Below are 12,794 nucleotides of genomic sequence, written 5' to 3'. Positions count from 1 at the left end.
ATTCAACCTCCTTTTAAATTCTCTTTTAAAGAATGATTGACACTAATTTTACAATTTTTAATTCTTTTAAAGTGAACTTATAGTTACTCCATCGCAGACACACTGCTTAACTAAACAGGATACCTACTATGAAACTTTTTACTTTAATAACAGCACAACCACAATTACAAAATATTAGCACTTTATTGGCACGTATTGGTTTATCGGCGATCTTTTTACTAACAGGCTTTAGCAAAATAGAATTCTTTGATGCAACAGCACAGTACATGGCATCAGTAGGTTTACCAGAGTTCTTACTGCCGTTTGTGATTGCATTTGAGATTGTGGGCGGGTTATTTATTTTACTGGGCTTTTTAACACAACTAACCGCTGTCGCTTTTGCTGGTTTCAGCCTAGTCAGTGCTTTGTTATTCCACTTTCAACTTGATGATCAAATGCAATTTTTAATGTTCTACAAAAACATTGCAATGGCTGGCGGCTTTTTAGCATTAGCGAGTGTTGGGGCAGGCAAAATCAGCCTAGATCAACTAGTTTCAAAGCGTAGTCAGGCATAATATTAATCCCAGCCAATACCCTAGGTTATTGGCTGAGTTTATTTTTAAGAGGCGCGAGCATGGCAAAATTATTAACAGCAACCAGCCACGATATTGGTGGGCTCGATGTAAAACGCATCTTGCCGCATTTTGACAAGAAAATGGTAGGCCCATTTATCTTTTTTGACCACATGGGGCCGAATCACTTTCCTCGCGGTGAAGGCATAAATGTAAAGCCTCACCCTCATATTGGCCTGTCAACGCTCACTTATTTATTTACGGGCAGCATATACCATCGCGATTCGCTAGGTAATAGCCTGCAAATAGAACCCGGCGATGTTAACTGGATGACAGCAGGTCGCGGTATAGTGCACTCAGAAAGAGAAAGCCTTGAGGTGCGGGCGAGCGAGCACGACATCAATGGCCTGCAATGCTGGGTTGCTTTACCTGAGAGTATGACCGAAATAGCACCGCGCTTTGAACATATCAAAAAACAGCAACTACCTGAAAAAATAGAAAAAGGCGTGTTGATGCGACTTATCGTGGGTGATGCCTATGGCTTAAGCTCGCCGGTGAAAAGCTACTCGCCGATGTTTTATGTAGATACGGTAGCCGCGCAAGGTAGCCATATAACTAAACCGCACCCTCATCACGAAACCGCCGTGTATGTTATTTACGGTGAAATTAGTATTGCTGATACGCGCTATCGCCAAGGCGACTTTGTGCTACTTGATGACAGCGAACACGAAATAACGACTCTGCTGCACAGCCGCTTTATTTTACTCGGAGGCAGTAAGTTCAATAAAGTCCCTTACTTGCACTGGAACTTTGTTGCTTATAGCAAAGAGCGTATCGAGCAAGCAAAACAAGATTGGCAAGCACAGCGCTTTGCAAGCATTCCCGGTGATGAGCTTGAGTATATTGAGTTGCCCACTGCTAAAAAGTAAACTTTTCCAGCATTTACAGGTACTATTAAGCAGTTAAGTAAGCAAAGGAACATCATGCTAAGAATTACGCTAGAACAGTGGCGCATGTTTCGTGCTGTTGTTGAATTTGGAGGCTTCAACCAAGCCTCACAAGGCATTCATAAAAGCCAATCGAGTATTCATAATGCGGTTGGTAAGATTGAATCTGCACTCAATGTAAAGTTATTCAGTATCCAAGGCCGTAAAACAGTACTCACTGAATCCGGTGAAATGATACTGCGCCGTGCCAATTACTTACTTGATGAAGCTGCAAAAGTTGAGGCCATAGGTCAAACCTTAGGTGAAGGTATCGAAAGTAAATTACGCATTGCTGTTGATGCTATTTTTCCGCAGCAATTGCTTTATAAAGTGCTTAACGATACTTCGTCGCAATACCCGCAACTGCGTATTGAACTGCATGAGTCTGTGCTGATGGGGGGCAATGAGCTGCTCGAAAACGATCAGGTTGATATTGCCATTACCGGCTTTCCGATAGCGGCAAACTTTCACGAAGAATTATGCGATATCGAATTTATCGCTGTAGCTCACCCAGATCACCCTTTACATGCGATAGAGCGTGAAATCACTCTCGAAGATTTAAAGTCACACCGCCAAATTGTTGTTCGCGACTCAGCAAAAAAACACAAACAAGATGGTGGCTGGTTAGGTGCCGATCAGCGCTGGACCGTTACTCATATGCGCACTTCGATTGATATGATCAGTAATGGACTTGGCTTTGCATGGCTACCAAAAATTGCGATAGAAAAGCAACTCGCTGCTGGGCAAATGAAAGCGCTCAATTTAACTCATAACAGTAGTCGCAGCGCTAAGTTACATTTGCTCTTTAAAGATGGTGACAAACTAGGTCCGGCAGCACGCGCATTTCTTGGCGAATTGCGTTATCAAGTGATGGAAAACCTATAGTTTTAGAGGCGTTTCAGCAATACCTTTAACGCCCGGCTCAAGAATAAACACGCCCCCACTGTGCGGGTAATCAACGAGTACTGAGTCTTCTAGCCCTACCGCCGCTGTTGTCACCGCGAGATGCGTGAGCTCCTCGCCGACAAATGCGACACTCGTAACACGCGGTGCGGGCAAGCGAATAAACTGCACCTGCTCACCACTTGGAGCAAAACGATAAATGCCATAACCATTCCATGCGGCAACCCAAAGATGATCTTCGCTATCGACGGTCATGCCATCAGGAAAGCCCATATTGTCAGTAAAGCGAATAAACTCTTGTTTATCAGCAAGTTCGCCTTGCTCACTCAGAGTGAAGCGGTAGATTGTTTGTTTATCTGAGTCTGTAGAATATAGAAACTGGCCATTTTTACTTACCGCAGGGCCATTACTAATAGTGTAGCCATGATCTACCGCTGTCGGAGTCTGGCCATGACCAAAACGGTATAACTTGCCACTACTGCTTTGCTCTTGAGAGTCCATTGAGCCAAAAAAGCCAAAGCCTTGGCGAGACGTTTTGCCATCGTTTAAGCGATTTTGTAGCGGTTCGTGATCTATTGCATAAACTAGCTCGCGGCTAAAGTCTTCACTATTTAGCTTATAAACACCTTTAGCAAAGCCTGCTACTAATTCGCCTTGCTCGGTTTCCATCACCCAGCAAATAGGTTCTGGCATAGTAAACTGGCTAACGCGCATTGATTGGCAATCTAAACGAAACAAACGTTGCCCTAAAATATCGACCCAAAATAAACAGTTATGCGCCTTGGCAAAATAGGCACCTTCGCCTAATTGGCATTGGCTAGAAATGATTACTTTAATGGTGTCATCGAGCATAGGCTTCATTACACAAACTGCTGAACTATCCTCATTCTATCTGTGTATGAAAATAAGTGCTAGGCCAGATAAACCAGCAACCAGTAAGATGATGCCGCGAATGGCCTTTTCATTGAGGTTATTGTTGATCACAAACGACAAGCCCCAGCCAATTAAAATTGCCGGTAAGCAGAAAAAGAACAACTTCACATCAGCCATATCGGCAGAGCCTGTAAGCATCAGTACAACAATGCCAAACAAGTTTATAAATACGAAAAAGGCGCTTAGGTTAGCTTTAATTTTGTCTTTATCTTCAGCTTGATAGAGCAGCCCCATTGGCGCGCCACCAGCAGAAGTCGTGGTGCCTAAAAAGCCCGACGACATCGACGCTAGCAAGCTTGTAATGGTGGAAATTTTCGGTTTCATACCTATGATAGACAATGCCACCACCACCAAAATACTCACCCCAAGCAATAGCTGATACTGCTTCGCATTGACATACAACATCACAATAGCAGCAAAGATAACCCCCACAGCTCCACCAATAATGGATATGCCTGTTTGTTTCATGTCTATCGCGCCACGGTGTTTAATCATTAACACCGACGTTAAAAACAGCGCATTCAAAATCATTGGTCCCGGCACCAGCTCTGGCATTAACCAGTAAAGCACTGGCACACATAACATGCCTAAACCAAAGCCAATAACACTTTGCAGGCAAGCGCCAATAATCAGAATTAAATAAACAAGCACAAAGTCGGTCAAACTTTCTTACCACCTTCCTAACTATGAGATTTCAAATGTTTTAAATAATTATTTATTATTATAGTATCATTTGAATTGTGTAAAATTTTTTCTTTGCTTTAAGTTAATGCAACTGACAATTTAGTTAAGTCCAACCTGCATCCACTATCAGTGATTGTGCTGTCATCATGCAACTATCATCAGCGGCCAAGAATAGCGCGGCATTCACTACATGATCTGGTTGAATTGTTTCGTTGATACACTGACTTAAACGAACATCTTCAATCATTTCTGGGGTTAGCCAATGAGTAATTTGGCGCTCAGTCATCACCCACCCCGGAACCAGTGAATTCACACGAATATTATCTTTACCATATGAAGCAGCCAATGAACGGGTTAAACCTTCGATCCCCGCTTTGGCAGTTGTATAAGCCGGCATACCTGTTTGCTTAATACGCCAGCTAACCGACCCCATATTAATAATGCTACCACCACCTAAACGCTGCATCTGTTCAACCACAGCTTGCGATGAAAAGAAACACGGGCGTAAGTTAACAGCAAACTTATCTTCCCAATATTTCACATCCATATTTTCAGCGGCATGACGGGTGTCATCGGCTGCATTATTAATTAGCACACCAATGTCACCCTGTTGCTGACGAGTTTGCTCAATGGCCGCTTTTAAGGCTTCTACATCACGAATATCGCAATGGATAAATTGCGGGTCAAACTCATATTTACCAGCTAATTTCGCACATAACGCATCGCTTTGCTCGGTTGCAATATCAACAAAGGTGACTTTCGCGCCCTGCTCGCAGAACCGCGTTACCATTACTTCACCAATTCCCGATGCACCGCCAGTAATAAACACACTCTTACCAACAAGGCTTGGGTAAACTGTTTTTAGCTCGTTTGAATTTGGCATGATAACCTTTTGTTTTAAAGTAATTACAACGTCAAAAAGCGATACTTATTGAGCCGCTTCTTTATCAGCGATTTCTTTTTCAATAAACGCCATTGCTTCATCAATCATGTACGTCATCATGTTTTTAGCACGCTCAGGATCGCCGCTTGCAATCGCGTTATACACTTTAAAGTGCTCTTCAGCGATGGCCTTCTTATTGCCCTTAGCAGGTGTAGTATGTTGAATACTCACGTGTAATGCGGTGCTAATAAAATCACGTAATTGATAGAAGAAACGGTTACCACTGGCATGTAAAATTGCAGTGTGGAAGGCAAGATCTGGCTCATGCATTACGCCTTCTGGCTCTTCTGCTGCCGCTTGCATTTTATCGAGTGCAATTTTAATTTCTGCAATGGCTGCTTGGTCGCCTCTTCTTGCTGCAAGTGCTGCTGCTTGTGGCTCAATCGCCAAGCGCACTTGTAAGAATTCTTTTAGTACGTACAGCGATGGGCTGCTTTCTAACAACCATTTTAATACGCTTGTATCGTATAAATTCCAGTTATCCGCCGACTCAACACGAATACCTTGTCGTGGACGAGAAGAAATCAGTCCTTTTGCTGCAAGCATTTTCACTGCTTCACGAACAGCTGTGCGGCTAATACCATACACTTCACATAATTGTGCTTCGGTTGGTAGCCCCGTTTCAGAGTTATAATCTCCAACAATAATTGCCTTACCAAGCTCATTGGTAACTTGTTGTGATAGGTTTAAATTTTCTAAGCGCGCCATGTGTGTTCCTCAAAAGATCTGAGTAATATGATACATCTATAAAGCTATTCCGTCATCCTGGAAATAATTGATTAAAATCAATAACAAACAAAAAATAGCCTAATACAAGTGTCTATAAATTGCGCAATCAAGTCACCATTTCAACTACATAGTGTCACCTTATTTTAACAAATCTCTTTCACTTGGCCTATTTATAATATAATATTTTTATTAGACAACTAAAAAAGCAAAAATTCTCTTTCAAAATTAGGTGGAACACACGATGGTCGAACTAAGTACCTTAGACTGGGCAGTGCTAGCAGGATTTTTTGTCCTGTTACTTGGCGTTGTCGTGATGTCTATGCGACAAAAAGAAGAAGACACCGCTGATTACTTTTTAGCGGGTCGTAATGCAAGTTGGTTAGTGATTGGTGCCTCTATTTTCGCATCAAACATTGGCTCGGAACATTTAGTGGGCCTTTCAGGTTCAGGTGCACAATCGGGTATGGCACTGGCTCACTGGGAAATGCAATCGTGGATCATTCTACTACTCGGTTGGATTTTCGTGCCTTTTTATTGGAGTAGTAAAGTCTACACCATGCCAGAGTTCCTTGAGCGCCGCTTTAACTCTAAATCACGTACCTTCTTATCTGTTATCTCATTGATTAGTTATGTATTAACCAAGGTTGCGGTGACAGTGTATGCCGGTGGTATCGCGTTTAAAACGATCTTAGGTATTGAGAGTATTTGGGGTATCGATTTCTTTTGGATTTCAGCCATTGGCCTTGTGGTGATCACTGGTATTTATACGGTACTTGGCGGTATGAAAGCCATCATGTGGACCTCGGTGTTGCAGACCCCTGTGCTGATTATTGGCTCCTTAGTCATATTAGTTGTTGGTTTAGATAAAGTAGGTGGCTGGGCAGAAGTTGAGCGTATCAACGATGCTAATATGCACCTTATTCGTAGTGCTTCAGATGCTGAATTCCCATGGCCTGGCATTGTGTTTGGTTCATTCATTATTGGCTTTTGGTATTGGTGTACAGACCAATACATCGTACAACGTGTTTTATCTGCAAAAGGCATTAAAGAAGCCCGTCGTGGTACCATGTTTGCCGGTTACTTAAAGCTACTTCCTGTATTTATCTTCTTAGTACCGGGCATGATTGCATACGCATTAAATGTTAAAGGTATTATTAGCTATGAAAGTGCTGACCAAGCCTTCCCAACGTTAGTTGCTGAGCTATTACCTGCTGGTGTTAAGGGAATTGTAATTGGTGGTTTAGTAGCGGCTCTTATGAGCTCTTTAGCATCATTATTTAACTCATCAGCGACCTTGTTCACCATTGATTTCTATAAAAAATTCAAACCAGAATCAACTGAGAAGCACCTTCTTAAAGTAGGCCGCATTGCCACTATCGTGATTGTTGTTTTAGGCCTTCTATGGATACCCGTGATGAGCTTAATTGCCGATGTTCTTTATGAATACTTGCAAAGTGTGCAGTCTCTTATTGCACCGGGTATTGCTGCGGTATTCTTACTAGGTTTATGTAGTAAACGCATCACTCCAACAGCGGGTTTTGTGGGCTTAGTATCAGGGTTTGTACTGGGTATGATCCGCTTAGTGTTACTGCCATTTAAAGATGATTTAACAGGTTCATCGTTTGCGTGGATCACCACAATGAACTGGTTATATTACTGTATTCTGCTATTTGTCGTGGTCGTTGCGATTATGATTGTGGTAAGTATGTTCACCAAACAAGCAGACGAAGAACAATTGAAAGGTCTTACTTTCTCAAGCCTAGATAAAGCAACTATGAAAGAAGTAGCTGCCGGCTTAGATAAGTGGGATTACATTCATACCGCGGGTATTATTGGTATTACTGCCTTTATTTACTACCGCTTCTGGTAATCGTTCGTTCCCAAAGTTGTAGGGCGCCAATTGGCGCCCTTTTTTAATCAGCGAGTTCAGGTGAAAACACTGGAAAACCGTTTTTATCCCACGTAATAATACGTGCTCGCGCATGGCGGTTAGGATCTGTAAGTGGTGTGCCTTTGAGCTCTTTATAATCACGACTGTGATAAATCATTAAATCGGTTACACCATCTTCAGCTTTCACAAAACTGTTGTGGCCGGGACCAAAACGACCTAGCTCAGCATTGGTGGTGAACACCGGCTCAGCCTTTTTATGCCAGCTAGCAGGGTCAAGTAAGTCAGCATTCACATCTGCCCATAGCAAGCCCATTGCATATCGATGATCGGTGGCACTGGCTGAATAAGTGACAAATATTTTATCGCCATGGGTGATGACTGCAGCACCTTCGTTCACCTTATAGCCTTGCACTTCCCAATCAAGAGTTGGCTCTGTAATCGCAATAATCGGTTCTTTAATTGATGTTGGTGAGTCCATTTCAGCTAACCATAAAGCTGAGTTATAGGTTGCAGGTTGGTTCTGCTGCGCCCAAATCATATAACGCTTACCCTTGTGCGTAAAACTTGTGGCATCAAGCGAAAAACTATCAAGATGGCTGGTGACTTGCCCCATTTCTTGCCACTCACCTTGCATCGGGTTAGCACTGTCGTTCTTAAGTGCATACATGCGAATACTAAACGGCTTTTCGATATCACCTGCGGCAAAGTAGATATACCAACTGCCATCAATCTGATGTAGCTCAGGGGCCCAAATATTGACACTCATAGGGCCTTTATCACGCTTTTGCCAAATAACCTTCGGCTCAGCTAATTTTAAATCGTTTAAACGACAAGCTTGGCGCAGCTCAATTTCATCAAATTTCGGCGAACTACCTATAAACGTGTAACAGCCACTTTTATCATCGCGAACTAACCAAGGATCGGCACGTTTAAGTACAATGGGGTTATCAATAGGCGCTAAAGTCTTGCTACTATTAGCATCAGCAAGGGCTGACAATGACGAGGCGCTTAACGCACTAACAAGCGTTAGCCGAGATATTTTTTTGAGCATAATGTGTCCTGTATTTCGTCTCGATTTTATTGTTAATATTGTATTACATATTATATAGTAGCTGGATGAACACAAGAGTTAAAACAACAAAAGGTATTCAAGCATGAGACCCGTAAGTAACGTGACACAAGCGATGAAGTGGCTTTCAACAGGGCTACTTTTTTCTGCCGCAGCCGTATCTGCAAAGCAAGTTGAAGTACACGACCCAGTGATGGCGAAAGAAGGCGATACATATTATGTATTTAGCACAGGCCCTGGTATTACCTATTATGAATCTAAAGATTTAACCAACTGGAAACTTACAGGCCGGGTATTTAAAGACGAGCCTAGCTGGGCAAAACGCGTGTCACCTAATTTTGGTGGCCACTTATGGGCACCCGATGTGTACGAGAAAAATGGTAAGTTTTACCTTTATTACTCAGTCTCTGCATTTGGCAAAAACACTTCGGCAATTGGTGTAACAGTTAACGAAACTCTTGACCCATCGTCACCTGATTACAAGTGGATTGACTACGGTATTGTAGTCGAGTCTGTGCCAGAGCGTGACGATTGGAACGCTATCGACCCTGCGATTATTGAAGATGATAACGGTACACCGTGGATGAGCTTTGGTTCGTTTTGGGGCGGTTTAAAACTAGTACAACTTGATGATGACATGGTGCGCTTAGCAAAACCTGAAAAATGGCACCACATTGCGAGTCGTCCAAACACGGAACATGGTCCGATTGAAGCACCTTATATCTTCAAAAAGAATGGCTATTATTACCTATTTGTATCATTTGATAAGTGCTGCCAAGGGGTAAAAAGTACTTACAATGTACGCGTAGGTCGCAGCAAAAACGTTGAAGGGCCATATTTAGATCAGCAAGGTCGATCTATGGTTGATGGCGGTGGTAGCTTAGTTATTGAAGGTAATAAAGATTGGGCTGCTCTTGGCCACAATGCTGCATACACCTTTGATGGTAAAGACTATTTAGTATTACACGCCTACGAAACAGCCGACAACGGCGTGCAAAAGCTACGTATTTTACCTATGAGCTGGAAAAACGATTGGCCGGTTGTTAACCCCGCCGACCTAAATAAGCTCAAAACCAAGCTCACAAAGTAATTATTCAAACCAAAAAAACCTGCAAATTGCAGGTTTTTTATTTACTCAAGCGAGCTAGCTTGAGGCTCCAGTTAGATATTATTAATTAAAATCAACCAAGGTAATATCAACTAGCATGGGGCTTTGACAACCTTGCTGATGCTTTTTATCAATAAATGAGCTGTACACATCGCGCGCAAGGTGTGCAGGGATTAAAACCTCAAAGCGACTGCCTTTATTCATTAATTGCAACGCTTCTTGCAAGCCCACTATCGCCTCTGCAATTTCGTACTCTACAGCAGCGCCTTGCTTGCGAGTGTCGAACAACACCCGACCATTTTTAAGGGTAACCCGTTGATGTACAGTCACTGTGGCATCCCAACTAGGTTTATCCCCCTGACCTTGCTCAATTACTCGATAACCAAGCCCTGTCGGTGTTCGGTAAAAACTGTGTTGCTCAGCGCTATTATCTAAAAGCGACGGTAAAACATGCTCTTTAGCCGTCGCAAACACATTGTTGCTTAACATAGCCAACTCTTTATTGTGCGTTAATTAAACGAATACCATAGATACCACCGGCAACAGAGTCTTTGTCGGCAGCAAAACGTAAGGTCAGCGTTTTCGACTTTTTCATTGCTTCTGTTAACGGGTAATCAATGGTGTAGAACTCATCAGTTGGTTTACCTACAGGCAAACTAACTGCTGCTAATTGCTCACCATTTAAATTAATTGAGAAATGACGATTCACATCGCCAATAAAATAGCGAACACGCAAAGCAACCGCTTTTTGTTCTGGGTTACTAAGCTGATACTCAAACCAACCTGTCGCATCGCGCCAATGGTGGCCATTATTAACACCTGCGCGGGTTCCTTCACCTTTAAAGTCGTGTTCAACTTCTGGCTGTTGCTCACCCGGTGTAATTTGATCCACGGTTAATAAACGAAGCTGCTCTTTCGCTTGCTCAGCCGCTTTTGCATCGGCAACAAATTGCGTGAACTCAGCTTCGCTTTGCTGCGGCCAATACACTTGATAGCGACTATCGTGTAAGCGGAAGAACGGAATTAGCTCTGTGCTCTTAGTGTTATCGATACCTTGTTTAGCAATCGCCACATTTTTATCGGCGATAAATGCGAGCTCTTGGCCCGGTTTACGAGTGAGATCGGCAATAAATTTTTCTGGTTCGCTCAGCATAATTGGTAGAGCCTCTGGCGGACAAGTCGGCCCTGCAGCAATGTGGCCCATGCGGCTATTATCAGCAACAAAGTTAAGCTTTTCATTGGCAAATGCTTGTACTTTGGTGGCCATTACAACAGGTCCGTACATCACCGAATAATAATGCTGACCATCAGGGAGCTGCTCAGTATAAAGCTTAGGGTTAAGCTCAAAGGCAAGCTTATCACCACTTTGCCATGCATGGCTGATGCTGTAGTAACCGTCTTTTTCGGTTGCGCTTACAGCCTGTCCATTTAAAGTAAAGCTCAGCTCACCTTGCTGCCAAGACGGTTTACGAATATGAATTACCGACTCAGCACTTTGCCCCTCAGACAAACGATTCACGGTCAGTGAAACCTTGTTATCATCTGGAAATTGGCTGTCTTGCGTGATCTGCAAACCCTGCTGTTGCCAATTTAACGTGCTTGGAATAAACAAGTTCACCCATAGCTCTTTGCCAGTATTGCTATAAATCAGCTCACCATATTTGCTGTGATTTTCAATACCTGAGCCTACGCAACACCACATTGAATCTTGCACTGAAGAATACATACGGTAATGACCAGGACGCATTGAGGTAAAGTAAACAAGACCACCATGCTCTGGGTGTTGTGATGATAAAATATGGTTATATGTGGCGCGCTCATAATAGTCTAAATAGCGCGTATCACCGCTTTTTAAAAACAATAACTTACTTAGTTTCATCATGTTGTAAGTGTTGCAGGTTTCAGGGCCTTCAACATCTTCAACCATTGGCGTGAAGTCACTTTTATCATGAAAATGCTCACGTACTGAGTTACCGCCAATTGATACTGAGCGCTCTTGGCTGACTGTTTTCCAGAAAAAGTCAGCACCTTGCTGCCATGCTTCATCATCGCTGGCATTTGCTACTTTCAACATGCCAATAATTTTTGGAATTTGCGTATTGGCATGCAGGCCCGTTAACTTATCTTCTTTGTGTAATAAAGGTTCGATAATGATGTTATGAGAAAACTGGCGGGCTAGCTTTAAGTAGCGCTCATCATCACTAATAAAGTACATGTCAGCAAACACATCATTTAAGCCACCATGCTCTGAATACAGCATTTGTTGAACTTGTTCATCAGTTAGCTTTGCAGTGGTCGCTAAGAACCATTCGCCTAACTTAAATAGCATTTGTTTGGCTTTATCACTACCGGCTACGTCATATGCATCACGCAAGCCATGGAAAATTTTATCGATGTTATAAAGCGGTACCCAGCGGTCATTTAAGCTAAATAAGTCGGCTTTGATTTCACCCTTTTCAATCTGCTGCCACATTTCATCGCCATTTGGAATACCACCTAAGTAACCACCTGTGGCTTGTTGGGCGCGCTCCAGCTCGCTTAGCATATAATCTAAACGCTGCTTTAATTCTTCGTCACCGGTGGCTGCCCACGCAAGACTCAAGGCAGAAAGGTAATGACCACCAATATGGCCATCAAGGCCAGTGCTTTCCCAGTTGCCATAGTTAGGCGCTTTTGGCTCAAGGCCGGCTTCACGCAGGTAAGGAGCAAGCAGCTGATCAGGATGAAGAGCTAATAAATAACGCACATTCGTTTGCTGCGCATGTAAAAACGGGCTGGCGCTTAAACTTACTTGATTTAGGGCAAATAAATGTTGTTCGCTGGTATGTTCAGCATGCTCCACAGAAGCGGCTTGTTTACTGTCTGTTGGCAGCTCACTGCAACCGGTCACAGTTAATATTGCAGCGCAAACGCTTGCCAAATAGCTAACTTTGAATGTGTTCATACTGTTGTCTCCCAGCGAATTGTTATTTTAAAGAGCAAAGCGCACACACTTAT

General features: G+C 42.9%; 12 protein-coding genes. 5 read left to right on the top strand and 7 right to left on the bottom strand.

What is annotated here, in order from left to right:
• The first annotated feature begins 128 nt into the window (after positions 1–128).
• From QL229_RS07820 to QL229_RS07810, 3 genes are read left to right on the top strand one after another with little or no spacing between them, the layout of a single operon-like run.
• Entirely contained in the window at positions 129–554 is a 426-nt protein-coding gene (locus QL229_RS07820; RefSeq protein ID WP_281546723.1) for a DoxX family protein, read from the top strand.
• Positions 555–613: 59 nt separating this feature from the next.
• Positions 614–1,480 (top strand): pirin family protein, encoded by an 867-nt coding sequence (locus QL229_RS07815; RefSeq protein WP_281546722.1) that lies wholly within the window; start codon positions 614–616, stop codon positions 1,478–1,480.
• Positions 1,481–1,534: 54 nt separating this feature from the next.
• Positions 1,535–2,422, top strand: coding sequence for a LysR family transcriptional regulator (locus QL229_RS07810; protein WP_135923029.1), 888 nt, complete (start codon positions 1,535–1,537; stop codon positions 2,420–2,422).
• Here QL229_RS07810 and QL229_RS07805 read toward each other — a convergent pair.
• The 4 genes from QL229_RS07805 to QL229_RS07790 form a co-directional block, all read right to left on the bottom strand.
• Positions 2,417–3,301: an SMP-30/gluconolactonase/LRE family protein gene (locus QL229_RS07805; protein WP_281546721.1), complete on the bottom strand. Its 885-nt coding sequence runs from the start codon at positions 3,299–3,301 to the stop codon at positions 2,417–2,419. The two genes, QL229_RS07810 and QL229_RS07805, sit on opposite strands and share 6 nt — an antisense overlap.
• Positions 3,302–3,328: 27 nt before the next feature.
• A complete protein-coding gene (locus QL229_RS07800; protein WP_135923030.1) occupies positions 3,329–4,036 on the bottom strand; it encodes a sulfite exporter TauE/SafE family protein in 708 nt (235 codons plus the stop codon).
• Positions 4,037–4,160: 124 nt separating this feature from the next.
• Positions 4,161–4,940, bottom strand: a complete 780-nt coding sequence (locus tag QL229_RS07795; RefSeq protein ID WP_253039014.1) for an SDR family oxidoreductase — start codon at positions 4,938–4,940, stop codon at positions 4,161–4,163.
• Between the two features lie 45 nt (positions 4,941–4,985).
• The gene (locus QL229_RS07790; RefSeq protein ID WP_253039012.1) at positions 4,986–5,708 is read right to left on the bottom strand and encodes a FadR/GntR family transcriptional regulator; all 723 of its coding nucleotides are present in this window, start codon (positions 5,706–5,708) and stop codon (positions 4,986–4,988) included.
• A gap of 262 nt (positions 5,709–5,970) precedes the next feature.
• Here QL229_RS07790 and QL229_RS07785 point away from each other — a divergent pair, with 262 nt between their 5' ends.
• Positions 5,971–7,599: a sodium:solute symporter gene (locus QL229_RS07785; protein ID WP_138557842.1), complete on the top strand. Its 1,629-nt coding sequence runs from the start codon at positions 5,971–5,973 to the stop codon at positions 7,597–7,599.
• Between the two features lie 43 nt (positions 7,600–7,642).
• Here QL229_RS07785 and QL229_RS07780 read toward each other — a convergent pair whose 3' ends face one another.
• Positions 7,643–8,671, bottom strand: coding sequence for a family 43 glycosylhydrolase (locus QL229_RS07780; RefSeq protein WP_281546720.1), 1,029 nt, complete (start codon positions 8,669–8,671; stop codon positions 7,643–7,645).
• 133 nt (positions 8,672–8,804) lie between these two features.
• Here QL229_RS07780 and QL229_RS07775 point away from each other — a divergent pair, with 133 nt between their 5' ends.
• Positions 8,805–9,779, top strand: coding sequence for an arabinan endo-1,5-alpha-L-arabinosidase (locus QL229_RS07775; protein WP_253039077.1), 975 nt, complete (start codon positions 8,805–8,807; stop codon positions 9,777–9,779).
• Between the two features lie 81 nt (positions 9,780–9,860).
• Here the strand turns inward: QL229_RS07775 and QL229_RS07770 are convergent, their stop codons facing one another.
• Together QL229_RS07770 and QL229_RS07765 are read right to left on the bottom strand one after the other, a co-directional pair.
• The gene (locus tag QL229_RS07770) at positions 9,861–10,286 is read right to left on the bottom strand and encodes an FKBP-type peptidyl-prolyl cis-trans isomerase (RefSeq protein WP_253039008.1); all 426 of its coding nucleotides are present in this window, start codon (positions 10,284–10,286) and stop codon (positions 9,861–9,863) included.
• Positions 10,287–10,296: 10 nt separating this feature from the next.
• Positions 10,297–12,741 carry a glycoside hydrolase family 127 protein gene (locus tag QL229_RS07765; protein ID WP_253039006.1) on the bottom strand — a complete coding sequence of 815 codons (2,445 nt, stop codon included), beginning with the start codon at positions 12,739–12,741 and terminating at the stop codon, positions 10,297–10,299.
• Between the last annotated feature and the right edge of the window lie 53 nt (positions 12,742–12,794).

Origin of the sequence: Pseudoalteromonas sp. PAR1, assembly GCF_947311895.1 — a bacterium.
Taxonomy (GTDB): Bacteria; Pseudomonadota; Gammaproteobacteria; order Enterobacterales; family Alteromonadaceae; genus Pseudoalteromonas; species Pseudoalteromonas lipolytica_C.
The sequence above is the reverse complement of the archived record's forward strand: the minus strand, read 5'-3'. Positions and strand labels throughout refer to the sequence as shown.

What these genes read in the sequence shown, in the direction of transcription:
- QL229_RS07820 (WP_281546723.1), top strand. Translation starts at nt 129, where the DNA reads ATGAAACTTTTTACTTTAATAACAGCACAACCACAATTACAAAATATT.
- QL229_RS07815 (WP_281546722.1), top strand. Translation starts at nt 614, where the DNA reads ATGGCAAAATTATTAACAGCAACCAGCCACGATATTGGTGGGCTCGAT.
- QL229_RS07810 (WP_135923029.1), top strand. Translation starts at nt 1,535, where the DNA reads ATGCTAAGAATTACGCTAGAACAGTGGCGCATGTTTCGTGCTGTTGTT.
- QL229_RS07805 (WP_281546721.1), bottom strand. Translation starts at nt 3,301, where the DNA reads ATGAAGCCTATGCTCGATGACACCATTAAAGTAATCATTTCTAGCCAA.
- QL229_RS07795 (WP_253039014.1), bottom strand. Translation starts at nt 4,940, where the DNA reads ATGCCAAATTCAAACGAGCTAAAAACAGTTTACCCAAGCCTTGTTGGT.
- QL229_RS07790 (WP_253039012.1), bottom strand. Translation starts at nt 5,708, where the DNA reads ATGGCGCGCTTAGAAAATTTAAACCTATCACAACAAGTTACCAATGAG.
- QL229_RS07785 (WP_138557842.1), top strand. Translation starts at nt 5,971, where the DNA reads ATGGTCGAACTAAGTACCTTAGACTGGGCAGTGCTAGCAGGATTTTTT.
- QL229_RS07780 (WP_281546720.1), bottom strand. Translation starts at nt 8,671, where the DNA reads ATGCTCAAAAAAATATCTCGGCTAACGCTTGTTAGTGCGTTAAGCGCC.
- QL229_RS07775 (WP_253039077.1), top strand. Translation starts at nt 8,805, where the DNA reads ATGAAGTGGCTTTCAACAGGGCTACTTTTTTCTGCCGCAGCCGTATCT.
- QL229_RS07770 (WP_253039008.1), bottom strand. Translation starts at nt 10,286, where the DNA reads ATGTTAAGCAACAATGTGTTTGCGACGGCTAAAGAGCATGTTTTACCG.
- QL229_RS07765 (WP_253039006.1), bottom strand. Translation starts at nt 12,741, where the DNA reads ATGAACACATTCAAAGTTAGCTATTTGGCAAGCGTTTGCGCTGCAATA.